The sequence below is a fragment of the Streptomyces cavernicola genome (assembly GCF_029968035.1).
In the GTDB taxonomy this organism is placed as follows: domain Bacteria; phylum Actinomycetota; class Actinomycetes; order Streptomycetales; family Streptomycetaceae; genus Streptomyces; species Streptomyces cavernicola.
Map to the genome: position 1 here is coordinate 163137 of NZ_JASCIQ010000003.1, position 23963 is coordinate 187099.

Annotated in this window: 22 protein-coding genes; 8 read left to right on the forward strand and 14 right to left on the reverse strand. The window is 71.3% G+C overall.

Annotated features, from left to right (window positions below):
* Nucleotides 1–31: 31 nt before the first annotated feature.
* Nucleotides 32–655 carry a sulfite oxidase-like oxidoreductase gene (locus tag QIS96_RS04300; RefSeq protein WP_282540991.1) on the reverse strand — a complete coding sequence of 208 codons (624 nt, stop codon included), beginning with the start codon at nucleotides 653–655 and terminating at the stop codon, nucleotides 32–34.
* Nucleotides 656–810: 155 nt separating this feature from the next.
* Between QIS96_RS04300 and bfr the strand changes: the two genes are divergently transcribed.
* A complete protein-coding gene (gene bfr / locus QIS96_RS04305; RefSeq protein WP_282540992.1) occupies nucleotides 811–1290 on the forward strand; it encodes a bacterioferritin in 480 nt (159 codons plus the stop codon).
* Between the two features lie 19 nt (nucleotides 1291–1309).
* Here bfr and QIS96_RS04310 read toward each other — a convergent pair whose 3' ends face one another.
* Entirely contained in the window at nucleotides 1310–1564 is a 255-nt protein-coding gene (locus QIS96_RS04310; protein ID WP_282540993.1) for a (2Fe-2S)-binding protein, read from the reverse strand.
* A 153-nt stretch (nucleotides 1565–1717) separates the two neighbouring features.
* Entirely contained in the window at nucleotides 1718–3070 is a 1353-nt protein-coding gene (locus QIS96_RS04315) for a class II 3-deoxy-7-phosphoheptulonate synthase (protein WP_282540994.1), read from the reverse strand.
* Between the two features lie 109 nt (nucleotides 3071–3179).
* Here QIS96_RS04315 and QIS96_RS37800 point away from each other — a divergent pair, with 109 nt between their 5' ends.
* Nucleotides 3180–3236 (forward strand): trp operon leader peptide, encoded by a 57-nt coding sequence (locus QIS96_RS37800; RefSeq protein WP_408907125.1) that lies wholly within the window; start codon nucleotides 3180–3182, stop codon nucleotides 3234–3236.
* A gap of 94 nt (nucleotides 3237–3330) precedes the next feature.
* Nucleotides 3331–5244, forward strand: a complete 1914-nt coding sequence (locus QIS96_RS04320; RefSeq protein ID WP_282540995.1) for an anthranilate synthase family protein — start codon at nucleotides 3331–3333, stop codon at nucleotides 5242–5244.
* On the opposite strand, the gene QIS96_RS04325 is transcribed toward QIS96_RS04320, so the two are convergent.
* The 5 genes from QIS96_RS04325 to QIS96_RS04345 all read right to left on the reverse strand — a co-directional run bounded on the left by QIS96_RS04325 (nucleotide 5184) and on the right by QIS96_RS04345 (nucleotide 10158).
* Nucleotides 5184–6191, reverse strand: coding sequence for a 2-hydroxyacid dehydrogenase (locus tag QIS96_RS04325; protein ID WP_282540996.1), 1008 nt, complete (start codon nucleotides 6189–6191; stop codon nucleotides 5184–5186). The two genes, QIS96_RS04320 and QIS96_RS04325, sit on opposite strands and share 61 nt — an antisense overlap.
* A gap of 80 nt (nucleotides 6192–6271) precedes the next feature.
* Nucleotides 6272–7309, reverse strand: a complete 1038-nt coding sequence (locus QIS96_RS04330; protein WP_282540997.1) for a 6-phosphofructokinase — start codon at nucleotides 7307–7309, stop codon at nucleotides 6272–6274.
* 149 nt (nucleotides 7310–7458) lie between these two features.
* On the reverse strand, nucleotides 7459–8103 hold the full coding sequence (locus tag QIS96_RS04335) for a response regulator (protein ID WP_282541109.1): 645 nt from the start codon (nucleotides 8101–8103) through the stop codon (nucleotides 7459–7461).
* A 58-nt stretch (nucleotides 8104–8161) separates the two neighbouring features.
* Nucleotides 8162–9361 (reverse strand): MacS family sensor histidine kinase, encoded by a 1200-nt coding sequence (macS, locus tag QIS96_RS04340; protein ID WP_282540998.1) that lies wholly within the window; start codon nucleotides 9359–9361, stop codon nucleotides 8162–8164.
* Between the two features lie 53 nt (nucleotides 9362–9414).
* Entirely contained in the window at nucleotides 9415–10158 is a 744-nt protein-coding gene (locus tag QIS96_RS04345) for a lysophospholipid acyltransferase family protein (RefSeq protein WP_282541110.1), read from the reverse strand.
* Between the two features lie 183 nt (nucleotides 10159–10341).
* Between QIS96_RS04345 and QIS96_RS04350 the strand changes: the two genes are divergently transcribed.
* The 4 genes from QIS96_RS04350 (at nucleotide 10342) to QIS96_RS04365 (ending at nucleotide 16321) form a co-directional block, all read left to right on the forward strand.
* A complete protein-coding gene (locus QIS96_RS04350; protein WP_282540999.1) occupies nucleotides 10342–11130 on the forward strand; it encodes an alpha/beta hydrolase in 789 nt (262 codons plus the stop codon).
* Nucleotides 11030–11788 carry a hypothetical protein gene (locus tag QIS96_RS04355; RefSeq protein WP_408907118.1) on the forward strand — a complete coding sequence of 253 codons (759 nt, stop codon included), beginning with the start codon at nucleotides 11030–11032 and terminating at the stop codon, nucleotides 11786–11788. The genes QIS96_RS04350 and QIS96_RS04355 overlap by 101 nt, the downstream gene beginning before the upstream one ends.
* A gap of 208 nt (nucleotides 11789–11996) precedes the next feature.
* Entirely contained in the window at nucleotides 11997–13970 is a 1974-nt protein-coding gene (locus tag QIS96_RS04360; RefSeq protein ID WP_282541001.1) for a serine/threonine-protein kinase, read from the forward strand.
* Nucleotides 13971–14122: 152 nt separating this feature from the next.
* Nucleotides 14123–16321: a terpene synthase family protein gene (locus QIS96_RS04365; RefSeq protein ID WP_282541002.1), complete on the forward strand. Its 2199-nt coding sequence runs from the start codon at nucleotides 14123–14125 to the stop codon at nucleotides 16319–16321.
* A gap of 615 nt (nucleotides 16322–16936) precedes the next feature.
* Here the strand turns inward: QIS96_RS04365 and QIS96_RS04370 are convergent.
* The 6 genes from QIS96_RS04370 to QIS96_RS04395 form a co-directional block, all read right to left on the reverse strand.
* The gene (locus QIS96_RS04370) at nucleotides 16937–17686 is read right to left on the reverse strand and encodes an endonuclease/exonuclease/phosphatase family protein (RefSeq protein ID WP_282541003.1); all 750 of its coding nucleotides are present in this window, start codon (nucleotides 17684–17686) and stop codon (nucleotides 16937–16939) included.
* 73 nt (nucleotides 17687–17759) lie between these two features.
* Nucleotides 17760–18713, reverse strand: coding sequence for an ROK family glucokinase (locus QIS96_RS04375; RefSeq protein ID WP_282541004.1), 954 nt, complete (start codon nucleotides 18711–18713; stop codon nucleotides 17760–17762).
* A gap of 95 nt (nucleotides 18714–18808) precedes the next feature.
* The gene (locus QIS96_RS04380) at nucleotides 18809–19261 is read right to left on the reverse strand and encodes a DUF5304 domain-containing protein (RefSeq protein WP_282541005.1); all 453 of its coding nucleotides are present in this window, start codon (nucleotides 19259–19261) and stop codon (nucleotides 18809–18811) included.
* A gap of 74 nt (nucleotides 19262–19335) precedes the next feature.
* On the reverse strand, nucleotides 19336–20481 hold the full coding sequence (locus QIS96_RS04385; RefSeq protein WP_282541006.1) for an ArsA family ATPase: 1146 nt from the start codon (nucleotides 20479–20481) through the stop codon (nucleotides 19336–19338).
* A 7-nt stretch (nucleotides 20482–20488) separates the two neighbouring features.
* A complete protein-coding gene (locus tag QIS96_RS04390) occupies nucleotides 20489–20926 on the reverse strand; it encodes an SRPBCC family protein (protein WP_282541007.1) in 438 nt (145 codons plus the stop codon).
* A 139-nt stretch (nucleotides 20927–21065) separates the two neighbouring features.
* Nucleotides 21066–21821: a metallophosphoesterase family protein gene (locus QIS96_RS04395; RefSeq protein WP_282541111.1), complete on the reverse strand. Its 756-nt coding sequence runs from the start codon at nucleotides 21819–21821 to the stop codon at nucleotides 21066–21068.
* Nucleotides 21822–22154: 333 nt separating this feature from the next.
* Between QIS96_RS04395 and QIS96_RS04400 the strand changes: the two genes are divergently transcribed.
* Nucleotides 22155–23963, forward strand: a complete 1809-nt coding sequence (locus tag QIS96_RS04400; RefSeq protein WP_282541008.1) for an AMP-dependent synthetase/ligase — start codon at nucleotides 22155–22157, stop codon at nucleotides 23961–23963.

The following is a 23963-nucleotide window of genomic DNA, read 5'->3' on the forward strand; positions in this document are numbered from 1 at the left end:
GACCCACTGGACCTGCGACGGCCCGGGGCTGCTACAGCTCCGGGCCGTCGCCCGGTTCCTCCTGGTACGAATAGCGCTGCTCGCGCCAGGGGTCGCCGATGTTGTGGTAGCCGCGCTCCTCCCAGAAGCCGCGGCGGTCGGCCGTCATGTACTCGATGCCGCGCACCCACTTGGGGCCCTTCCAGGCGTAGAGGTGCGGCACGACGAGGCGGAGCGGAAAGCCGTGTTCGGCGGTGAGGAGCTCGCCGTCGCGATGGGTGGCGAAGATCGTCTTTTCGGACGCGAAGTCGTCGAGGCGAAGGTTCGAACTGAATCCGTATTCGGCCCAGACCATGACGTGACTGACGTCCTTCGCGGGCGGCGCGAGGTCGAGCAGCGCACGCGCGGGCACCCCTCCCCATTCGGCACCCAGCATCGAGAACTTGGTGACGCAGTGCAGGTCGGCCACGACCGTGGCGTACGGCAGAGCCGCGAATTCCTCGTGCGTCCAGCAGTGCTTGTCACCGTCGGCGGTCGCGCCGAAAACCCTGAACTCCCAGCGTTCCGGGCGGAACTTGGGCACCGGGCCGTAGTGGGTGACGGGCCAGCCCCGCTGCAGCCGCTGCCCCGGAGGAAGTTCCGACTGCTCCATTTCGCGGCTTTCCGGATGACCCATGCCTCCATGATGACAGCCTTGGCAGGGTGGCCGTGACCAGGTGCACACTGATTCGGGCAACTCCTACTAAGCATGCACTTACTGGACGGCCAACGGCACCGGTGCAAGGATGCGGCGCACCTGCCCCCGATACGTACTTGGAAGGAGCCTCTGCGATGCAGGGCGACCCCGAGGTCATCGAGTTCCTCAACGAGCAGCTGACCGCCGAGCTCACGGCCATCAACCAGTACTTCCTGCACGCGAAGATGCAGGAGAACTTCGGCTGGCCGAAGCTCGCGAAGTACACCCGGTCCGAGTCGTTCGACGAGATGAAGCACGCGGAGGTGCTGACCGACCGGATTCTGTTCCTCGACGGGCTGCCCAACTACCAGCGGCTGTTCCACGTCCGCGTGGGCCAGACCGTCACCGAGATGTTCAACGCCGACCGGCAGATCGAGGTCGAGGCGATCGACCGCCTGAAGCGCGGCATCGAGGTCATGCGAGCCAAGGGCGACATCACCTCGGCGAACATCTTCGAGTCGATCCTCGAGGACGAGGAGCACCACATCGACTATCTCGACACCCAGCTGGAGCTGGTCGAGAAGCTCGGCGAGCCGCTGTACATCGCGCAGCTGGTCGAGCAGCCGGAGAGCTGATCGCCCGCACGGGGATCGCTCAGGCGGCGTCCAAGGTCGCATCCACCAGTTGCGCGGTGGGCGCGAACGCGGGCTCTCCCTGGTCGACCAGGTCGCGGCGGGGGCATGAGCCCCGGCCGAGCAGCGCCTGGATCCGGCGTACGCAGGAACCGCAGTCGGTGCCGGCCTTGCAGGCGGAAGCTATCTGGCGGGGGGTGCAGGCACCGTCCTCCGCGTGCTTCTTGACCTGTTCCTCGGTGACACCGAAGCAGTTGCAGACGTACACTCGGTTCACCTCCCCGGTGACTCGCTCGCGGGATCGATAGTCGTCGCCTTCCCCATTGATCGGTGAGGCTAACCTAACCTTACCCGTCAGAGGGAATACGCAAAAGCAGTGTGGGGCGCGGATCGTGTGATCCGCGCCCCACATCTGTGTGCAGTGTTGCGACTACTGGTCGCGGTACATCTCCGCCACCAGGAACGCCAGGTCCAGGGACTGGCTGCGGTTCAGGCGCGGGTCGCAGGCCGTCTCGTACCGCTGGTGCAGGTCGTCGACGAAGATCTCGTCGCCGCCGCCCACGCACTCGGTGACGTCGTCACCGGTGAGCTCGACGTGGATGCCGCCCGGGTGCGTGCCGAGCGCCTTGTGCACCTCGAAGAAGCCCTTGACCTCGTCGAGCACGTCGTCGAAGCGGCGGGTCTTGTGGCCGGAGGCCGCCTCGTACGTGTTGCCGTGCATCGGGTCGGTGATCCAGGCGACCTGCGCGCCGGAGGCGGTGACCTTCTCGACCAGGGTGGGCAGCTTCTCGCGGATCTTGTCCGCGCCCATCCGGACGATGAAGGTCAGCCGGCCCGGCTCGCGCTCCGGGTCAAGGCGCTCGATGTACTGCAGCGCCTCCTCCGGGGTGGTCGACGGGCCCAGCTTGATGCCGATCGGGTTGCGGATCTGCGAGGCGAACTCGATGTGCGCGTGGTCCAGCTGACGGGTGCGCTCACCGATCCAGACCATGTGGCCGGAGGTGTCGTACAGGCTGCCGGTGCGCGAGTCGGTCCGGGTGAGGGCCGCCTCGTAGTCGAGCAGGAGCGCCTCGTGAGAGGCGTAGAACTCGACGGTCTTGAACTCCTCCGGGTCCGTGCCGCAGGCCCGCATGAAGTTCAGCGCGTTGTCGATCTCGCGCGCGAGCTTCTCGTACCGCTGGCCGGACGGGGACGACTTCACGAAGTCCTGGTTCCAGGCGTGCACCTGGCGCAGGTCGGCGTAACCGCCGGTGGTGAAGGCGCGCACCAGGTTGAGCGTCGACGCGGAGGCGTTGTACATCCGCTTGAGGCGCTCGGGGTCCGGGATGCGGGCCGCTTCGGTGAAGTCGAAGCCGTTCACGGAGTCGCCGCGGTACGTCGGCAGGGTGACGCCGTCGCGGGTCTCGGTGGGCTTGGAGCGGGGCTTGGAGTACTGGCCGGCGATACGGCCGACCTTGACGACGGGCACGGAGGCCGCGTACGTCAGCACCGCGCCCATCTGGAGCAGGGTCTTGAGCTTGTTCCGGATGTGGTCGGCCGACACGGCGTCGAAGGCCTCGGCGCAGTCGCCGCCCTGGAGCAGGAACGCCTCTCCCTTGGCGACGGACGCAAGGCGGGCGCGCAGCTGGTCACACTCGCCTGCGAAGACGAGCGGCGGATACGACTCGAGGTCCGCGATCACATCGCGCAGAGCCTCGGCATCGGGGTACTCAGGCTGCTGCGCCGCGGGAAGGTCTCGCCAGGTGTTGCCACCGGATGCGGTGGTCTTAGCGTTCACGGTCACCTCGACAACATTACGGGGTCACGGCAGCGGTCCAGCCTTCGGCCCACTACGTGAGACGGCTCGGTGGACAGGCCTGGACGGGCGGCGCGGATGGGTTAGGGTGCGGAGCATGTTCGCGATTACGACCCGTAACTGGTGGTGGACCGCTCATCCGGCGGCCCACTGACTGCGCGTACATCGAATCGCGAAGGCCGCCCGAGGGGCGGCCTTCAGTGTTTCCGGAGCCGGCCGTTCCCTCCTCTCGTCAGGAAGGAACCACCATGCCGATCAGTCGACTCGTCGACCTCGTCGACTCCGCCACCCCCTTCGCCCTGCTGCGTCGCCGCACGCCCGGACACGATCACGACACCGTCGAGCTGCTCACCGGGCCGGTCCAGGAGGTGGAGCGGCTCGCCGACATCCCGGAGCGTGAGCTTCCGGTGCTCGCGCTCGTGCCGTTCCGGCAGATCAGGGAGCGCGGCTTCGACGTACGCGACGACGGCACCCCGCTCACCGTCCTGACCGCCGAGGAGCGCCACGAGATCCCGCTCGCCCAGGCCCTCGCGGAGCTGCCCGCGCACGAGGTGAGCGTGACGGACGGGGCCTTCGACGTGGCGGACGAGGCGTACGCGGGGATCGTCGAGCGTGTGATCTGGGACGAGATCGGGGCCGGCGAGGGCGCGAACTTCGTGATCCGGCGGAACTTCGAGGGCCGGATCGACGGCTTCTCGCGGGCGGACGCGCTCGCCCTGTTCCGGCGGCTCCTTGCCGGGGAGCGGGGCGCGTACTGGACGTACGTCGTGCACACCGGGAGCCGCACGCTGGTCGGGGCGAGTCCCGAGGTGCATGTGCGGATGACCGGCGGGACCGTCGCGATGAACCCGATCAGCGGGACCTACCGGTATCCGGCGGAAGGGCCCACTCCGGAGCATCTGCTCGACTTCCTCGCGGACGGCAAGGAGATCGCCGAGCTGTCGATGGTGGTCGACGAGGAGCTCAAGATGATGTGCACCGTCGGCGACATGGGCGGGGTCGTGGTCGGGCCGCGCCTGAAGGAGATGGCCCATCTCGCGCACACCGAGTACGAGTTGCGCGGCAAGTCGACCCTGGACGTGCGCGAGGTCCTGAAGGAGACGATGTTCGCGGCGACGGTCACCGGTTCGCCGGTGCAGAACGCCTGCCGGGTCATCGAGCGGTACGAGCCGGGGGGCCGCGGCTACTACGCGGGGGCCCTCGCGCTGATCGGCCGGGACGCGGGCGGGGCGCAGACCCTGGACTCGCCGATCCTGATCCGTACCGCCGACATCGACGCGGACGGCGGGCTGCGCGTCGCGGTCGGGGCGACGCTCGTGCGGGACTCGGATCCGGCGAGCGAGGTCGCCGAGACGCATGCGAAGGCGGCCGGGGTCCTCGCGGCACTCGGGGTCGGGCCCGCACGCCCGCGCACGGAGGGCGCGCGCCCGCGGCTCGCGGAGGACGCGCGCGTGCGGGAGGCGCTCGACTCGCGCCGGGCCTCGCTCGCGCCGTTCTGGCTGCGGATGCAGGAGCGGTCCGCGGAGCTTTCCGGGCACGCCCTGGTGATCGACGCCGAGGACACGTTCACGGCGATGCTCGCGCATCTGCTGCGCTCCTCGGGACTTGAGGTGAGCGTGCGGCGGTACGACGAGCCGGGCCTCGGGGAGGCGGCGCTCGCGCACGAGGGCCCGGTGGTCCTCGGCCCCGGCCCCGGGAACCCGGCGGACGCGGCCGACCCGAAGATGCGGATGCTGCGCGCGCTCACCGCGGACCTGGTGCGGGAGCACACCCACGGCCTGCTCGGGGTGTGTTTGGGCCATGAACTGCTCGCCGCCGAGCTGGGGTTGGAGATCGGCCGCAAGCAGGTGCCGTACCAGGGGGCGCAGACCCGGATCGAGCTGTTCGGGCGGCCCGAGGTGGTGGGCTTCTACAACAGCTTCGTGGCGCGCTGCGACGACGAGGAGGCCGAGGAGCTGGGCGCGCACCGCGTGGAGGTCAGCCGCGACCGCGTGAGCGGCGAGGTGCACGCGCTGCGCGGGCCGGGCTTCGCCTCGGTGCAGTTCCACCCGGAGTCGGTGCTGACGCTGCGCGGCACCCGGATCGTGGCGGAGCTGCTCGCTCAGTCGGTCCTGGGCGCGGCGGGCACGAGCACGTTCTCGCTGCGGCGGCCCGCGGTGTAGTCGAGGACGTTGTTCACGGTGGTCTCGATGATCTGGCCGACCGCGTCCACGGTGTAGTACGCCTGGTGCGAGGTGACCAGGACGTTCGGGAAGGTCATCAGGCGGGCCAGGGTGTCGTCCTCGACGCCCTGGATCGACTTGTCGAGAAAGAAGAGCCCCGCCTCGGCCTCGTAGACGTCGAGTCCGACGCCGGTGAAGCGGCCCTGGCGGAGCTCGCCGACCAGGGCCTCGGTGTCGATCAGGGCGCCGCGGCTGGAGTTCACCAGGATCGCCTCGTCCTTCATGGCCCGCAGCGCCCCGGCGTCCACGATGTGCCGGGTCTCGGGGAACAGCGGTACGTGCAGGCTGACCAGGTCGGCCTCGGCGAGCAGCTCGTCCTTCGCGACGTACTTCATGCCGAGCTCCAGGCAGGCCGGGTTCTCGGCCGCGTCCCAGCCGAGCAGGCGCATGCCGAAGCCGTGGGCGATGCGGGTGAAGGCCTCGCCGATCTTGCCGGTGCCGAGGACGCCGACGGTGCGGCCGTGCAGGTCCCGGCCCATCAGCCCGTCGAGCCGGAAGTCGAAGTCACGGGTCCGGTTGGCCGCCCGTACGATCCGGCGGTTGACGGCCATCGCGAGGGTCCAGGCGAACTCGGCCACGGAGTACGGCGAGTAGTACGAGACGCGGGCGACGGTGAAGCCGAGGCGCTCGGCGACCTGCAGGTCGATGTTGTTGAAGCCGGTGGAACGCTGGGCGATCATCTGCGTCCCGCCGGCGGCGAGGGTCTGCAGGACGTGGTTGTCCAGGCTGGCGTTGACGCTGGTGGAGACGATCTCGTACCCGGCGGCGATGGGTGCGGTGTCCTCGTTCAGGAACACGTCCAGGCAGCGGATGTCGTGGTGGCCCGCGAAGGCCTTTTCGAGGAACGGCTTCTCGTCGGCCTGCACGCCGAACGCCAGGATCTCCATGGCGGCGAGTCTAGGGACGGGGGTGGGGGGCGGCACCCGGAGCCGGGCACCGCCCCACCTCGCCCGAGACTGCCGCGCGGTCAGCCGAAGAACACGCCGACCTCCGCGTACAGCGCCGGGTCGACGGTCTTCAGGCGGGCGGTGGCCTCGGCGATCGGGACCCGTACGACGTCCGTGCCGCGCAGGGCGACCATCGTGCCGAAGTCGTTCTCGTGCACCGCGTCGATGGCGTGCAGGCCGAAGCGGGTGGCGAGCCAGCGGTCGAAGGCGCTCGGGGTGCCGCCGCGCTGGACGTGGCCGAGGACGGTGGTGCGGGCCTCCTTGCCGGTGCGCTGCTCGATCTCCTTGGCCAGCCACTCGCCCACGCCGGAGAGCCGCACATGCCCGAACGAGTCGCGTGAGCCGTCCTTGAGGACCTGCTCGCCGTCCTTCGGCATCGCCCCTTCGGCGACGACCACGATCGGTGCGTACGAGGCGCGGAAGCGCGAGGTCACCCAGGAGCAGACCTGCTCGACGTCGAAGCGCTGCTCCGGGATGAGGATGACGTTGGCCCCGCCGGCGAGCCCGGAGTGCAGCGCGATCCAGCCCGCGTGCCGGCCCATGACCTCGACGACGAGGACGCGCATGTGCGACTCGGCGGTGGTGTGCAGCCGGTCGATGGCCTCGGTGGCGATGCCCACGGCGGTGTCGAAGCCGAAGGTGTAGTCGGTGGCGGAGAGGTCGTTGTCGATGGTCTTGGGCACGCCGACGCAAGGGACGCCGTACTCGTCGGAGAGCCGGGCCGCGACGCCGAGGGTGTCCTCGCCGCCGATGGCGATGAGCGCCTCCACCTCCGCCTTGGCGAGGTTCTCCTTGATCCGCCGGACGCCGTTCTCCTCCTTGAACGGGTTGGTCCGCGAGGAGCCGAGGATGGTGCCGCCGCGGGGCAGGATGCCGCGCACGGCCGGGATGTCGAGCCGCACGGTGTCGCCCTCCAGCGGCCCGCGCCAGCCGTCCCTGAAACCGACGAACCGGTACGCGTACTCCTGCACGCCCTTGCGGACGATGCCGCGGATGACGGCGTTGAGCCCGGGGCAGTCGCCGCCTCCGGTCAGCACTCCGATGTTCCTGCCCTCCATGGAACGTGTCCCTTCGCGTCAGTGAGCCTGGAGTGAGCCTGATGCGGGTCACGCTAATGGTGATCCAGGTCACTCCGGGATGCCGTGAAGGGTCAATTCCGGTCGGGCGTACGGGAGTTGATCAACGGCCGTTCACCCTAAGGAGGGGCTCACTCCTCGTCGAGGCCTCGCTCTATCGCGTACCGCACCAGCTCCACGCGGTTGTGCAGCTGGAGCTTGCCGAGGGTGTTCTGGACGTGGTTCTGGACCGTGCGGTGCGAGATCACCAGGCGCTCGGCGATCTGCTTGTAGCTCAGGCCCTTGGCGACGAGGCGCAGCACCTCCGTCTCGCGGTCGGTGAGCTGCGGGGCCTTCGGCTCGTCCGGCTCGGTGGGGACGGGCTCGGAGGCCAGCCTGCGGTACTCCCCCAGGACCAGGCCCGCGAGGCCCGGCGTGAACACCGCGTCCCCGACGGCCGTGCGGCGGACGGCGTCGAGCAGCTCCTCCGTGGACGCCGACTTCAGGAGATAGCCGGTGGCGCCGGACTTGACCGCCTCCAGGACGTCCGCGTGCTCGCCGCTGGCCGAGAGGACCAGGACGCGCAGTTTCGGGTCGGTGCCGACCAGCTCCTTGCAGACCTGCACACCGGGTTTGGCCGGCAGGTTGAGGTCGAGCACCAGGACGTCGGGGGCGGCGGCCTTGGCGCGGCGCACCGCCTGCTCGCCGTCGCCCGCCGTCGCGACCACGTCGAGGCCGGCCTCGGCCAGGTCGCGGGCGACCGCGTCCCGCCACATCGGGTGGTCGTCGACGACCATCACCCGGATCGGAGCCGCACCGCTCCGCTCCGCCTGCTCCGTCTGCTCTTCGCTCACGTCAACTCGCCTTCCCCCGTGGGACCTTCAGCTCTACTTCCGTGCCCTGCCCCGGTACGGAGAGCAGCTCGGCCGTGCCCCCGATGTCCCGGAGGCGGCCGCGGATGGACAGGGCGACCCCGAGCCGCCCCTCGCCCTCGGCCTGGGCCAGCCTGCCCTCCGGGATGCCCGGTCCGTCGTCCCGCACCGTCACGATGATCTCGTCCGGCCAGTCCTCGACCAGGATCCAGGCCTGGGCGTCCGTACCCGCATGGCGTTTCACATTGTCCAGGGCGGCACTGACAGCGGAGGCCAGCTCACGCGCCGCGGCCGGTTCGAGCAGCACCGGAGCGCCGGGTTCCGAGAGCGTGACGCGGGAGCCGGCATACGGCGCGAGCAGCGTGCGCAGGTCGCACGGGCCGGCGTCGCCCCGCTCCTCCGGCTCGTCCACCTCGCGGACCACGGCGCCCTGCGAGACGTCCTCGGAGGTGTGGGACGCGGGCACGAGGCCCCCGGCCACGAGGGTGCGCAGGGCGACCTCCTGTTCTCCCGCGAGCCGGCCGAGCTCCGCGGCCTCGCCGCCGAGGGCCGTGCCGCGGCGCTGCACCATCGCGAGGACCTGCAGGACGCTGTCGTGGATGTCGCGGGCGAGGCGCTCGCGCTCGCGCGTGGCCGCCTCGATCTCCAGGGCGCGGGCGAGGGTGCGCTCGGAGGCGCGGGCGACCTCCACGACGTAGCCGATCGCTATGGAGGCGACCCATACGAGCAGGACGTTGTGGACGGTGTCCCGGCTGGGCGTCTCGCGCTGCACGATGTTCGCGACGGCCACCAAAGAGGAGGCGAACGCGGCCCAGCGCCAGCCGCCCTTCAGGGCGAAGGCGAGCACGGCGCCCGCGGTCCAGATGGTCGGCAGCGTCGGCCCGTCGCCGTGGTTCGGGTCGGCCACCGTGGTGAGCAGGATGCCGACGAGGGCGAGCGTCAGATCGGTGGCCAGGAACCACCTGGTGCAGGCCGGTGCGCTCGACACGCGCGGCAGCGTCGCCAGGGTCCACACGAACAGGACGGCGAGATAGCCGACGGCGACGAACGGGCGCTGGTAGTCGGCCCACTGGTGCACGAAGATCGCGATCGCGTAGAGCGCGGTCAGCACGCGGTACCCGGACACCGCGCGCCACAGCGGCAGTTCGACGGACATCCGCATGACGCGTTCCCGCTTGGCCATGATTCCCCCCACGGTGCGGCCCGGCGGCCGGTGGCCCGACGGCCTCCCGGAATCTACGCCTTGGCGGCCTTGTCCTGCTCGGCCTTCTCCTGCTCGGCCTTTTTCCTCGCGGCTTCCGCCTTCTTCGCCTCTTCCGCGATCTGGCGCTTGGCCGCGGTCGCGTAGATGTCCACGTACTCCTGGCCGGAGAGCTTCATGATCTCGTACATGACCTCGTCGGTGACCGAGCGGAGGATGAAGCGGTCGCCCTCCATGCCCTGGTAGCGGCTGAAGTCGAGGGGCTTGCCGATGCGGATGCCGGGGCGCATCAGCTTGGGCACGACCTTGCCGGGGGGCTGGATCTTCTCCGTGTCGATCATCGCGACCGGGATCACCGGGGCGCCGGTGGCGAGCGCCACGCGCGCGAGGCCACCCGGTTTGCCGCGGTAGAGGCGGCCGTCCGGGGAGCGGGTGCCCTCCGGGTAGATGCCGAACAGCTCGCCGCGCTCCAGGACCTCGATGCCGCTCTTGATGGCGGCCTCACCGGCGCCGCGCGCGCCGGAGCGGTCGACGGGAAGCTGGCCCACGCCCTTGAAGAAGGCGGCCGTCAGCCTGCCCTTCACTCCGGGTGACGTGAAGTACTCCGCCTTGGCGATGAAGGTGACCTTCCGGTCGAGCATCGCGGGCAGGAAGAACGAGTCCGAGAACGACAGGTGGTTGCTCGCGAGGATCGCCGGGCCGTCCGCCGGAATGTTCTCCAACCCCTCGACCCAGGGCCGGAACACCGTCTTCAGACTGCCGCCGACGGTCAGCTTCATCACGCCGTAGATCACCGCGTACGCCTTTCTCATCTGTCGGACCGACCTTATCCCCTGCCCGGCCTGCGCTCCTTCCGGGACGACCCTGGTCGGTGTCGGTCCGGTCGCGTACGGTGAACGCATCCTCCAGTTCCACCCCCGCTCCACCCCCCTGATCCCCGATTCTCGTGAAGGAGACCGAAGGTGCCGGTCCTCCCCGGAGCCGAGCCGTACCGCCACGAGGGCGGTGAGGTCGGCGTGCTCCTCTGCCACGGTTTCACCGGAACCCCGCAGTCGCTCCGCCCCTGGGCGGAGTATCTGGCCGAGCGCGGCCTGACGGTCTCGCTGCCGCTGCTCCCCGGTCACGGCACACGCTGGCAGGACCTCGCAGCCACCGGCTGGCAGGACTGGTACGCAGAGGTGGACCGCGCCCTGCACGACCTGCGGGAGCGCTGCTCGCAGGTGTTCGTCTTCGGCCTGTCCATGGGCGGCGCGCTGGCGCTGCGCCTGGCCGCGAAGCACGGGGACGCGATCAGCGGCCTGGTCCTGGTCAACCCGGGCAACAAGGTGCACGGCCTGGCGGCCCACGCCCTGCCCGTCGCCCGGCACCTGGTGGCCACGATCCCCGGCATCGCCAGCGACATCGCGAAGGAGGGCAGCGAGGAGGTGGCGTACGCGCGCGTGCCGCTGCATGCCGCCCACTCGCTGCGGAAGTTCTTCCGCCTGGTCGACGCCGACCTGCCGCAGGTGACCCAGCCGCTGGTGCTGCTCCACAGTCCGCAGGACCATGTGGTGCCGCCGGCCGACTCCGCGCGTGTGCTCGGTCGCGTCTCGTCCACGGACGTGAGGGAGGTCCTGCTGGAACAGAGCTACCACGTCGCGACGTTGGACCATGACGCGGACCGGATCTTCGAGGAGAGCCTCGCCTTCCTCACCCGGCTCGCGCCCAGTGTCGGCGCAGGCAGCACAGAGGGGACGGCCACCGGTGGCTGAGCACGGCGCGGAGAGAGACGGCAGCCGGGAGGAGGACGACGGCCACCCCCGGCTCGACGAGGACGCGGCCTGGGAGGCGATCGTCGCCGGTTACGGCGAGGAGCCGCCGGACCCGCCGGGCGCCAAGCCGTTCAAGTCGGTCGAGGATCTGGCGGGCCTGCAGGCCGAGGCGAACGACGCGAAGACCACCTCCCGCCAGACCGCTGCCGAGGACGCCGCATCCGAGCCGTCGCCGGACGCCTCCGAGGACGACGACAAGAGCGGCGGCGACAAGGGCAGCGGCAAGGACAGCGGCAGCGGGGACGGCAAGGTCCTCGGCGGGTCGCTCACGTTCGCGCCCGGCGTCGGCCCCGGCCCGCGGGACTACAGCCCGTCGAGCGCCGCGGACGACGACTTCGACGAGGACGACGAGGGCCACTTCGTGCCGCCCGAGCCGCCGCCGCTGCCGGAGGCCGACACGACCGCCAAGTTCGCCTGGCTCGCGGTCGTCGGCGGCCCGGTCCTGCTGCTGCTCGCGGTGCTGCTCGGCTGGGACATGACGTGGTGGCTGACCACGCTCGGCATCGGCGGCTTCGTCGGCGGCTTCGCCACGCTGGTGCTGCGGATGAGCGGGGACGACGACGAGGACGACGACCCGGGCCGCGGCGCGGTCGTCTGACCGACCTCGCGGCCCGACCGGCCGGTCTCCGGTGATCGGTCTCCGGTGATCGGTCGCGCGGACCGCTTCCGGCCCGCCTCCGGTCGTCAACACCCCCTATCCTGACGGCTGTTCACGTTCCCGGGGCCTCCGTCCGCAGAACCGTCGGCGCCCTGCGGACGTCACAGCAGCAGTGACCACACAGGGGCGAACGGGGGCCGGTTCCGGCATGGGCAGCGCGAACGACAACCGGAACGGCGGCCCCGGCCGCATCGAGCCCCTGACCGAGCTCGACCCGCCCATCATCGGCCCGTACCGCCTGCTCGGCCGGCTCGGGGCCGGCGGGATGGGCCGGGTGTACCTGGCGCGGTCCGAGGGCGGGCGGACGGTCGCCGTGAAGGTCGTGCACGAGGAGCACACCTCAGACCGGCAGTTCAGGGCCCGCTTCCGGCGCGAGATCAGGGCCGCGCGCCGCGTCGGCGAGGAGTTCACCGCCCCCGTCCTGGAGGCCGACCCGGAGGCGGCACGGCCCTGGGCGGCAACCGGTTACGTACCCGGGCTCTCCCTTGAAGAGGTGGTCAGGGAGTACGGGCCGCTGCCGGCCAAGTCCGTGCACGCCCTGGCCGACGGGCTGCTGCACGCCCTGCAGGCCATCCACGACGCCGACATCGTGCACCGGGACCTCAAGCCGTCCAACGTGATGCTCACGGTCGAGGGGCCGCGCGTCATCGACTTCGGCATCGCGCGCGCCGTGCAGACCTCCGTCGAGTCCCTGCTCACCGGTACGGGCATGGCGATCGGCTCGCCCGGGTTCATGGCGCCCGAGCAGGTCCTGGCCGAGGAGGCGGGGCCGCGGGCGGACGTGTTCGCGCTCGGCTGCGTCCTCACGTACGCGGCGACCGGGCGGCTCGCGTTCGGGCACGGGGCGAGCAACCAGCACGCCCTGATGTACCGGATCGTGGAGGCCGAGCCCGAGCTCGACCTGGTCACGGACGCCTCGCTGCGCTCGCTGATCGCCCGCTGCCTGACGAAGAAGCCCGACGAACGCCCGGACGTGGCCGAGCTGTTGGCCGACCCCGCCCGCCCGCGCCCGTCCGCCCGGCGCGGGGCCTGGCTGCCGGGCGAGGTGGTGGCGCAGCTGGCCCACCAGTCGGCCCGTCTGCTCGACGTGGAGGCGCCCACGCCTGCTTCGGGGGTACGGCGGGTGGAGGCGGAACCGGAGCCCGAGGCCGAACCGGAACCGGAGCCCGAGCCGGAGGTCGAACCGGAGCCCGAGCCCAAGCCCGCGGAGTCCCCCGCACCTCCGGACAGCTCCACGGTCCGCCTCGGCCCCGAAGCGGAAGCCGAAACAGAAGCAGAACCAGACCCTGACCCGGAGCCGGAACCAGAAGCCGAAACGGAGCCGGAACCGGACCCGGAACCCGAAGCCTCCGAGCCCCAAGAACAGCGGCGTTCCCGGAGCCGAATGTGGCTCGTCGTCGCCGCCGTCCTCGCCGTCCTGGCCACGGGCAGCACGGTGTACCTGATCGACAACTCACCGGACATCCGGGGCGCCGGCGACCCCGGCGCCAGCGCCTCCCCCGGGCCCGACCGCCCCTCCGACTCCCCCTCGCCCTCGAAGTCCGAGAAGGACGACAAGCCGAAGGACGGGGCGAAGGGCGAGGACCGGAGCAAAGAGAGGGAGCAGGGGAAGGACAGCGCCGCGGGCGGCGGCTCGGCGGGCGCGGGAGGGGACGGCTCCACCGCCGAGGACGACGCGGACACCGAGGCCGACTCCCCTGCAGGCGGCGGCGGTTCGGGCGCGGACGGCGGTGGAGGCGGTGGCGCCGACGCCCCGCACGACGGCGTGCCCTCCTACTTCGTCGACACGTGGACGACCGGTGCCGCGTACGGCATCCCCGAGCGGATCGTCATCAAGCAGGCCGCGAACGGGCAGCCCGCCGTGACCTTCTACCGCAACGGCGGCGCCGGCGGTGGAGGGGGCGGCGACTGCGTGAACGTCGCCCGGCTGATCTCCGTGGAGAACGGCGGCGCCCGCCTCAACCTCGACACCGCGAAGGTCGACGCGGCCCGCTCCAGCGGCTTCAGCTGCGTCGACGAGAAGCCCTCGTACATCGACTCCTCGGGGCCGTCCGGGATCAAGTGGTTCAAGAGCAAGACCAACACCAGCGACAACAACGCCTGGCTCTACGCCCGCTCCTGAGCCGCCCGCCCCGTCACCCCCAACTCCCCGCGCTAGTACGACTATTCGCACGCCCGGATGGGCCGTACGGGTCACGGGTAGGCAACGGCAGATGCGATCACCGAGGGTCGTAGGCCGATGACTCCCCGTACTGCGAAAGGCGTGGCACACGCATGGCTCAGCCCTTCAAACTTCCCGACTTCTACGTGCCGTACCCGGCGCGGCTCAACCCCCAGGTGGAGGCGGCCCGTTCGCACACCAAGGGGTGGGCGCGGGCGATGGGGATGCTGGAGGGGTCGGGGGTCTGGGAGGAGCGCGACCTCGACGCGCACGACTACGCGCTGCTCTGCGCGTACACGCACCCGGACTGCGACGCGGAGGCGCTGTCGCTCGTCACCGACTGGTACGTGTGGGTCTTCTTCTTCGACGACCACTTCCTGGAGCTGTTCAAACGGACCCAGGACCGCGAGGGCGCCAAGGCGTATCTGGACCGGCTGCCCGCGTTCATGCCGAGGGACCTCGCCGAGGGCTTCCCCGAGCCGCTGACCCCGGTGGAGGCGGGCCTCGCCGACCTGTGGGCGCGGACGGTGCCGGGCATGTCGGAGGGCTGGCGGACGAGGTTCGCCGAGGCCACCGAGAACCTGCTGAACGAATCCCTGTGGGAGCTGTCCAACATCAACGAAGGGCGGATCGCCAACCCCGTCGAGTACATCGAGATGCGCCGCAAGGTCGGCGGCGCCCCCTGGTCGGCCGGGCTCGTGGAGTACGCGGCGCGGGCCGAACTCCCGGGCGCCGTGGCCGAGTCGAGGCCCTTGCGCGTGTTGCGGGACGCGTTCTCGGACGCGGTGCATCTGCGCAACGACCTGTTCTCGTACCAGCGCGAGGTCGAGGACGAGGGCGAGAACAGCAACGGCGTGCTGGTGATGGAGCATTTCCTCGGCTGTACGACGCAGGAGGCGGCGGACGCCGTCAACGACCTGCTGACCTCACGCCTGCACCAGTTCGAGAACACCGCGCTCACCGAGGTGCCCGGCCTGTGCGCGGAACACGGTCTGGACGCGGCGCAGGCGGCCGCGGTCGCGGCGTACGCGAAGGGGCTGCAGGACTGGCAGTCCGGCGGCCACGAGTGGCATCTGCGCTCCAGCCGGTACATGAACGAGGAGGCGGCGGGGAGCGAGCCGGGCGGCCTGAGCCTGCCCGGCACCGGGATGCGGTTCACGCGGCGGTCCGAGCAGGCCCGGCTGCGCAGCCACAGCCACCGGCCGCACCAGCACGTCGGGCCTTCCCTGCTGCCGGAGTTCAAGCTTCCGTATCCGCTCTCGCTGAGCCCGCATCTGGCGGGGGCGCGACCGCGGTGCGTGGAGTGGGGGCGCCGGATGGGCATGCTGCAGGCACAGCCCGGCCGCCCGCTGTCCGACATCTGGGACGAACACCGCCTCGCCGGCTACGACTTCCCGCTCTGCTCGGCCGGCCTCGACCCGGACGCCACCCCCGAGGAGCTGGACCTCTCGGCGAACTGGCTGACGTGGGGGACGTACGGCGACGACCTGTACCCGGCGCTGTACGGCCGCACCCGCGACCTGGCAGGGGCCCGCGCGGCCACGGAACGGCTCGCCCTGTTCATGCCGCTCGACGGCGGTGCGGCGCCGGAGCCGACGGACGCCCTGGAGCGCGGCCTCGCCGATCTGTGGGCGCGTACGGCGGGGCCGCTGCCGGAGCGGGACCGGGCGGCGTTCCGCAGGACCGTCGAGGACATGACGGCGAGCTGGGTGTGGGAGCTGGCCAACCAGGCACAGCACCGCATCCCGGACCCGGTGGACTACATCGAGATGCGCCGCCTGACCTTCGGCTCCGACATGACGATGTGGCTGTGCCGCCTCAAGCACCGCGAGCGGGTGCCGGAGGAGGTGTACCGCAGCGGCCCGGTCCGCTCCCTGGAGAACGCCGCCGCGGATTACGCCGCGCTGCTCAACGACCTCTTCTCGTACCAGAAGGAGATCCAGTACGAGGGCGAGGTGCACAACGGCGTCCTGGTCGTGCAGAACTTCTTCGACGTCGACTACGCCACGGGTGTGGCCCTCGTGGACGAGCTGATGAACTCCCGGCTGCGGCAGTTCGAGCATGTCATCCGGCATGAACTGCCCGTGCTTTACGGGGACTTGGGGCTGGATGCGGGTACGCGGGCGGTGCTCGACGGGTATGTGCGGGAGCTGCAGGACTGGATGGCGGGGATCCTGCACTGGCACCGTCGGTGCCGGCGGTACCGGGAGGAGGACCTGCGGTCGGGCACGGGCGCGCGGCCGTGGCGGCTCGGCGGGCCGACGGGGCTTGGCACGGCGTCCACGCGGCTGGGCCGGCTGCTGGCGGGCTAGCTTTTCTTTTCCCCACCCCGCCCCTTCCCGAAAGTCCTCAGCGGACAGCTCCGGGGGCTCCGCCCCCGACCCCCAGTCCGGGGCTGCCGCCCCTGGACCCCCGCTTCGGGGCCCGCCCCGGACCCCGTCTCGGGGGCCAGCCCCCGGACCCCCGCTCCTCAAACGCCGGAGGGGCTGGGTTTACCGGGGCGGGCTGGATTCAGCGGGCGTGGGCTGGACTTGCCGGGTGGACTGGATTTGGCGGGCTTGAGCCGGACTTGCAGGGGTGGGCCGGATTTACCGGAGGTCTGGACTTGCCGGGGTGGGTGGGTTTTTTAGGGGCGCGGGGAACTGCGCAACCAGCCACAACGGCGCAGCAGACGAAAAACGACCCCAAGGGCTGGAGGCGGAGCCCCGAAAGGGGCGCGGGGAACTGCGCAACCAGCCACGACGGCGCAGCAGACGAAAAACGACCCCGGAGTGGGGCTAGGGGCGGAGCCCCAAAAGGGGCGCGGGGAACTGCGCGAGCGGCCACGACGGCGCAGCAGACGAAAGACGGCCCCGGGGGCTGGGGGTGGAGCCCCCGAAGCTGTCCGCTGAGGACTTCGGGAAGGGGCGGGGAGGGGAAAGGAGAACTCAAGCCTCGGCCGGGACTCGCAGCGCCGCCAGCACCGGCAGGTGATCCGTGGCCGCCCGGAGGTCCGCCTCCGTGATGCCCGCGTGCTCGGAGGGCACCCCGCAGCCCAGGACCTCGATGCCCGACGTGGCGAAGATCGCGTCGATGCGCTGGTGCGGGTCGGTCGGGATCGAGGTGTACTCGCCGCCCCAGGGCTTCACCGCCCAGCAGTCCTGGAGCGCCGCGGCAAGCCGGCGGAACGTGCGCCCGCCCGGCCGGTCGTTGAGGTCGCCGCCCGCGACGGCGTGCTCGACGCCGAGCCCGGCGAGCCGGTCGAGGAGCATGCCGCCCTGCTCGTACCGCTCGTCGGTCTGCAGGCTCAGATGGCAGCTGAGGACGCCGAGCCGGGCCCCGCCGAAGCGCACCACGGCGGTGGCGAAGCCGCGGCGGTGCAGCCCGGGGGTGAGCGGGAGCAGCACGTCCTCGGTGCGCTCGACGGTGGCGCGCAGCGAGCAGAGCAGCGCGGGCCCGGCCGCGGTGCCGCCGCCGGAGAGGATCACCAGGTCGGAGGCGGCAGCGAGCTTGGCCAGCTTCTTGCGCCAGCGGAAGAACCGCGGCGCCTCCTGGATGAGGACGAGGTCGGGCTCGCAGGCGGCGATGACGCGGGCGAGGGCGTCGGTGTCGTCGCGCATGGAGCGGATGTTGTAGCTGAGGACGCGGATGACGGCCGAACCGTCCGGCTCTGCAAGGGAGTTGGGAAGGGCGGTCATGGCGGTCACGGTACGCGAGACGCCCGCCGCTTCCGTGGAGGATGCGACGGGCGTCCCAGGCGAAGGAGACGGTCTACATCACCGGGTCGGGCTGCCGGGCCAGGTCGGCGGCGCCCACGAGCCCCGCCTTGTTGCCCAGTTGGGCGGCGATGACCTCGGCCACCGGCCGCCAGTTGCTGCCGACCAGCCAGCGCTTGTACGACTTGCGGATCGGGTCGAGGACCAGCTCGCCCTCGTCCGAGAGCCCGCCGCCGATGATGAACGCGGACGGGTCGAACAGCGACGCCAGGTCGGCCAGGCCCGCACCGGCCCAGCGGGCCAGCTCGCGGTAGGAGTCCACGGCGACCGGGTCGCCCTGGCGCGCGGCGAGCGAGATGTGCTTGCCCTCGATGCCGTCGGGGGTGCCGTCCCCGTATCCGAGAAGGACCTCGGCGTTCTCCGGGGTGGCGTTGGCGCGCTGCCGCGCGTACCGCACGAGGGCGCGGCCGGAGGCGTACTGCTCCCAGCAGCCCTGCGAGCCGCAGCCGCACAGGAGGCCGTCCGGGACCATCCGGATGTGGCCGAATTCGGCGGCCACGCCGAAGTGTCCGCGGCGCAGCTTGTTGCCGATGATGATGCCGCCGCCGAGGCCGGTGCCGAGCGTGATGCAGATGACGTTACGGTGGCCCTTGCCGCCGCCGAAGCGGTACTCACCCCAGGCCGCGGCGTTGGCGTCGTTCTCCACGACGACCGGGAGGCCGACGCGGGCCTCGACCTTCTCCTTGAGCGGTTCCTGGCGCCAGTCGATGTTGGGCGCGAAGTACACCGTGGAGCGCTGGCGGTCGACGTAGCCGGCGGCTCCGATGCCCACGCCGACGATCTCGTGTCCGGCTCGGGCGCCCTCGACGGCCGAGGCGATCGCGTCGACGATCCCGTCAGGCGTGTTGGGGGTCGGCACCTTGAAGGTGGAGAGGATGTTCCCCTCTTCGTCGACCACGCCGGCCGCGATCTTCGTACCGCCGATGTCGACGCCGATGGTGAGTCCCATGTGTCCCTCAGTTTTCGGTTCGAGCCCCGCTAGGGCCAACCGTACCCGAGGGCGGACACCCCTCTGCCCCGCTCCGGTCCCGGCCCGGTCCCGGCCTAGTCCAGGTCGATGTGCTCCCCCGGGCCGGTCCCCTCGGGCTTTTCGCCGGGCCGGTCCTGGGGGCATGCCGCGTCCGGGCCCGCGGTCCAGCGGCGCTCGTGGCCGGAGACGGCGCTGCGGTAGGCGGCGAGCAGCTCGGAGCCGGCGTTGGCGAGGTGGTCGAAGACCTCGGGGTTGCGCTCGATGACCGGTTCGACGGCGGCCTTGGCCTGCTCGACGAAGTGCTGCACGGCGCCCTGTGCAGCGGCGCCGGCGATCGGGGCCTGGAACGAGGAGAGCTTCTCGGCGACGGCGTCCATCAGCTTGCGCAGCTCCTCGGCTGCGGAGCCGGGCTCGGCGGTCCCTTCGCCGTACCGCGCGCGGCGGCGGGCCTGCTCGGCGGCGAGGTCCTCGGCACAGGCCTTCTCCCAGGCGTCGGCGTCGGATGCGGTGCGCTCGGTGTCGCTCATGGGAGGCTCCTGCGGCGGCTGCGTACGGCGGGTGGCTGCGTACTGTCGACGGTACCCGAACGGCGGTACGCCGTTCACCGTCCTTGCGGCCACAGGCCGGGGTCGGGTGTGAAGCGGATGCGGAGCTCCCCGTCGCGCAGGCCCGCGCCCGCGACGGAGCAGCGGCGCAGGGCGGACGGCAGCGGCACCATGCGGCGGAACGGGCCGACGGTGACGACGAGTTCGTCGCCGCGCCGCACCAGGTCGAGCTCCTCGCGGACCGCGCCGGGCAGAGCGATCCGCCAGATCAGGAAGCCCTCGTCCTCCAGGCGGTCCTCGATCGGCCACTGCACCGGCTGCGGGGCCATGTCCGGGGCGGGCAGGGCGAACGCGGCCAGGTCGTCGGCGCCGCGCGGGTCCCGGCCGAGGTGGGCGGCGGTGCGCAGCGGGTACGCGCCCCGCCACTCGGCGAGGGCCTTGTCCTGCTGGGCGGCCGCCACGGCGAGCCACGGGTCGGCCGAGCCTGAAGGCAACACCCGGTTGGCGACGAGGAGTTCGGTGCGCAGGCCGTGCAGGGCGAGCCCGGTCGCGGTGGTGTGCACAGCGTCGGCCCCGGCCGGTCCGGGCTCGGCGACGAGGCGTACGGCGGTGGTGTCGGCCTCGACCGCCGACTGGACGGCGGCGAGGTGCTCGTCCCAGTGCGCGGCCGTCTCGTACAGCCACTGGGCGGGCATCGGGACGCCGGCGAGCTGGGCGAGCATCGGGCGCAGCGCGCGGGCGGCCTGCCGCTCGGGCGGCAGGATGCGGCGCAGATAGCGGCGGAGCTGGGCGGGGAGCGCGAGCAGCGCGAGGGCCTGCGGCGCGGGCGGCAGGTCGACGACGACCAGGTCGTACGGCTCGGCGGCCGCGTCCCGGACCGCGCGGAGCAGGGCGAGCTCGCCGGCGCCCGGGAGTTCGGTGAGCTCCTCCTCGTCCAGGCGCTGGGCGCCGAACATGTCGAGGGCGGTGGCGGCGCGGTCCTGGAGGGCGAGGAGTTCGCGCCGGAAGTGGGCGCCGCTGTCCACGTGCCGCACGGTGAGCCCGGTGCTTTCCCCGTCGCCGAGGACGGCGGGCAGGGTGTCGTGGCGGTCGGCGCTCAGGAGCAGGGTGCGCCGGCCGTCGCGCGCGGCGGCGAGCGCGGTGGCCGCGGCGACGGTGGTGCGACCGCCGCCGCCGGGGCCGGTGACGAGGAGGGTGCGCATGACGGGCTTAACTTCCGGACTCGACCCGCTTCTTGAGGCCCGCGAGCGCCCGGTCGATGATGACCTTCTCGGCCTTGCGCTTGATCATGCCGAGCATGGGGATCTTGACGTCGACGGTCAGCCGGTAGGTGACCTCGGTGCCCTTGCCCTTGGGGGCCAGGGCGTAGGAGCCGTCGAGGGCGCGCAGCATCTGGGACTTGACGAGGGTCCAGCTGACCTCGTGGTCGCCGGTCCAGGTGTACGCGAGGACCTGGTCGTCCTTGATCGCGCCGGCGTCCATGACGAGGTGGACCTGCTCGGCGCGGCCCTGCGCGTCGGAGGCGAGCACCTCGGCCTGCTTGACCTCACCGGTCCAGTCCGGGTAGCGGGCGAAGTCGGCGATCACCCCCATGACGTCGGCGGGCGCCGCATCGATCTCGATGCTCGAGCTGGTGTGTTCCGCCATCGCCGTGGCTCCTCCGGTGCGGTTCCGTCGAGGGTGTGATCGGCGGCGTACCACGTGCGCACCGCCCGCGTGAAGGCTACCGCGCTCGGTTGACTCGCCGTCCCAGGCCCCGGGCCTCAACTCTCCGGCGCCCGGGGCCTCACCACTCCAGGGCCCAGGGCCTTCCGGTGCCGGCGAAGTGACCGACGTTCACGCACTCGGTGACGCCGATCCGCATGCGGCGTACGAGGGGTTGGTGGACGTGGCCGAACAGGGCGTAGCGCGGGCGGGTGCGGTGGATGGCGTCGAGGAGGGCACGGCTGCCGCGCTCGAAGCGGCGGGCCACGGTGTCGTACACGAGCTCGGGGACCTCGGGCGGGATGTGGGTGCACAGGACGTCGACCTCGCCGACGGCCTCGACCTTGGCGGCGTACTCCTCCTCGCTGATCTCGAAGGGCGTGCGCATGGGGGATTCGAGGCCGCCGCCGACGAAGCCGAAGACGCGGCCGCCGATCTCCACCCGCTGGCCGTCGAGGACGGTGGTGCCCGCTCCGGCGTACTCGCTCCAGAGGGCCGGCATGTCGACGTTGCCGTAGGTGGCGTACGTCGGGGTGGGGAAGGCGGCGAACAGCTCGGCGTACTGCTTGCGGACCGCTTGCTCGATGGCCGTGGCGCGGTCCACGTCGAGCCCGGCCCACAGTCGCGCGCCCAGTGCGCGGGCCTCGTCGAAGCGGCGGGCGGTGCGCAGCTCGACCAGGCGGGATGCGTTCTGCGCGCCGAAGAGCTCGGGGAAGATGCCGCGGGAGTGGTCGGCGTAGTCGAGGAACAGGATGAGGTCGCCGAGGCAGACGAGGGCGTCGGCGCCGTCTCCCGCTCGGGCCAGCGCCTCCGCGTTGCCGTGCACGTCGCTCACCACATGTACCCGCATACCTGGCATGCCGATCACCCTAGGACGAGCCGCTCGGAGGCGGTAGAGGCCGCCGGACCTGCGACGACTTCCGGGTGACCCGCGAGGTGGATTACTGTGCGCGAAGAAGCACAGCGTGGTGCGACGCGATGTGTGACGCAGCGAACATCTGGCCCGACCCCCCTACCGAAAAGCCAGTACCGGTGGGTAACGTCCGGGCAGTCCAGTCGTGCTCGATGTACCCCACCTGCAATTTCAGCCGTCGAGCACCTGCCCGATCTTGGACCGCACCGTCGCATCGCACAGTGTCGTGGCGCCGGCGCCCTATGAGGAGCAGCAGTCTTGCGCGAGTTCAGCCTTCCGGCCCTTTACGAGGTCCCTGCGGACGGCAATCTGACCGACATCGTCCGCCGCAACGCCGCGCAGCACCCCGATGTTGCCGTCATCGGCCGCAAGGTGAACGGCACTTGGACCGACATCTCGGCCAAGGAGTTCCTCGCCGAGGTGCACGCCGCGGCCAAGGGCCTGATCGCCTCCGGCGTCGGCCCCGGCGACCGCGTCGGCCTGATGTCCCGTACGCGGTACGAGTGGACGCTCCTGGACTTCGCGATCTGGAGCGCGGGCGCGGTGACCGTGCCGGTGTACGAGACCAGCTCGCCCGAGCAGGTCCAGTGGATCCTCGGCGACTCCGGCGCGGTGGCCTGCCTGGTGGAGCTCGACGTGCACGCCAAGGCCGTCGAGGCGGTGCGCGACCGGCTGCCGGACCTGGCGCACATCTGGCAGATCGAGACGGACTCCCCCGCGACGGGCGCGGTCGAGCAGCTGCGGCTCGCGGGCGCGGGCGTCTCCGACGAGACCGTCGAGGAGCGCGGCTCGCTCGCCAAGGCGGACGCCCCGGCGACGATCGTCTACACCTCGGGCACCACGGGCCGCCCCAAGGGCTGTGTCCTGACGCACCGTTCGTTCTTCGCCGAGTGCGGCAACATCGTGGAGCGGATCCGCCCGCTGTTCCGTACCGGCGAGTGCTCGGTGCTCCTTTTCCTGCCGCTCGCGCACGTCTTCGGGCGGCTGGTGCAGATCGCCCCGATGCTGGCGCCGATCAAGCTCGGCCACGTGCCGGACATCAAGAACCTCACCGACGAACTGGCCTCGTTCCGGCCGACGTTGATCCTCGGCGTACCGCGCGTCTTCGAGAAGGTCTACAACTCGGCGCGGGCCAAGGCGCAGGCCGACGGCAAGGGCAAGATCTTCGACAAGGCCGCGGACACGGCGATCGCGTACAGCCGTGCGCTCGACACGCCTTCGGGCCCGTCGCTCGGCCTGAAGCTCAAGTACAAGACGTTCGACAAGCTGGTCTACAGCAAGCTGCGGGCGGTCCTCGGCGGCCGTGGCGAGGCGGCGATCTCCGGCGGCGCCCCGCTCGGCGAGCGCCTCGGCCACTTCTTCCGCGGCATCGGCTTCACGGTCCTGGAGGGCTACGGCCTCACCGAGTCCTGTGCGGCCACCACGTTCAACCCGCACGACCGGCAGAAGATCGGCACGGTCGGCCAGCCGCTGCCCGGCTCGGTGGTGCGGATCGCGGACGACGGCGAGGTGCTGCTGCACGGCGAGCACCTGTTCAAGGAGTACTGGAACAACCCGGGCGCGACCGAAGAGGCCCTGTCCGACGGCTGGTTCCACACCGGTGACATCGGCACGCTCGACGAGGACGGCTACCTCGCGATCACCGGCCGCAAGAAGGAGATCATCGTCACGGCCGGCGGCAAGAACGTCGCGCCCGCGGTGATCGAGGACCGCATCCGGGCGCACGCCCTGGTCGCCGAGTGCATGGTCGTCGGCGACGGCCGGCCGTTCGTGGGCGCCCTGGTCACGCTCGACGAGGAGTTCATCGGCCGCTGGGCCGAGGAGCACGGCAAGACCGGCAAGTCGGCGGCCGGGCTGCGCGACGACCCGGAGCTGCTCGCGGCGATCCAGCGTGCCGTGGACGACGGCAACGCGGCCGTGTCCAAGGCCGAGTCGGTCCGTAAGTTCCGCGTCCTGGGCTCGCAGTTCACGGAGGAGTCGGGGCACCTGACGCCGTCGCTGAAGCTCAAGCGGAACGTTGTGGCGAAGGATTACGCGGACGAGATCGAGGCCCTCTACCGGGGCTGA

Bases quoted from the DNA above. Each gene is read 5' to 3' on its own strand.
- QIS96_RS04300 (WP_282540991.1), bottom strand. From the start codon at position 655: ATGGGTCATCCGGAAAGCCGCGAAATGGAGCAGTCGGAACTTCCTCCG.
- bfr (WP_282540992.1), top strand. From the start codon at position 811: ATGCAGGGCGACCCCGAGGTCATCGAGTTCCTCAACGAGCAGCTGACC.
- QIS96_RS04320 (WP_282540995.1), top strand. From the start codon at position 3,331: ATGCCGATCAGTCGACTCGTCGACCTCGTCGACTCCGCCACCCCCTTC.
- QIS96_RS04325 (WP_282540996.1), bottom strand. From the start codon at position 6,191: ATGGAGATCCTGGCGTTCGGCGTGCAGGCCGACGAGAAGCCGTTCCTC.
- QIS96_RS04330 (WP_282540997.1), bottom strand. From the start codon at position 7,309: ATGGAGGGCAGGAACATCGGAGTGCTGACCGGAGGCGGCGACTGCCCC.
- QIS96_RS04335 (WP_282541109.1), bottom strand. From the start codon at position 8,103: ATGGTCGTCGACGACCACCCGATGTGGCGGGACGCGGTCGCCCGCGAC.
- macS (WP_282540998.1), bottom strand. From the start codon at position 9,361: ATGGCCAAGCGGGAACGCGTCATGCGGATGTCCGTCGAACTGCCGCTG.
- QIS96_RS04345 (WP_282541110.1), bottom strand. From the start codon at position 10,158: ATGAAGCTGACCGTCGGCGGCAGTCTGAAGACGGTGTTCCGGCCCTGG.
- QIS96_RS04355 (WP_408907118.1), top strand. From the start codon at position 11,030: ATGACGCGGACCGGATCTTCGAGGAGAGCCTCGCCTTCCTCACCCGGC.
- QIS96_RS04360 (WP_282541001.1), top strand. From the start codon at position 11,997: ATGGGCAGCGCGAACGACAACCGGAACGGCGGCCCCGGCCGCATCGAG.
- QIS96_RS04365 (WP_282541002.1), top strand. From the start codon at position 14,123: ATGGCTCAGCCCTTCAAACTTCCCGACTTCTACGTGCCGTACCCGGCG.
- QIS96_RS04370 (WP_282541003.1), bottom strand. From the start codon at position 17,686: ATGACCGCCCTTCCCAACTCCCTTGCAGAGCCGGACGGTTCGGCCGTC.
- QIS96_RS04375 (WP_282541004.1), bottom strand. From the start codon at position 18,713: ATGGGACTCACCATCGGCGTCGACATCGGCGGTACGAAGATCGCGGCC.
- QIS96_RS04380 (WP_282541005.1), bottom strand. From the start codon at position 19,261: ATGAGCGACACCGAGCGCACCGCATCCGACGCCGACGCCTGGGAGAAG.
- QIS96_RS04385 (WP_282541006.1), bottom strand. From the start codon at position 20,481: ATGCGCACCCTCCTCGTCACCGGCCCCGGCGGCGGCGGTCGCACCACC.
- QIS96_RS04390 (WP_282541007.1), bottom strand. From the start codon at position 20,926: ATGGCGGAACACACCAGCTCGAGCATCGAGATCGATGCGGCGCCCGCC.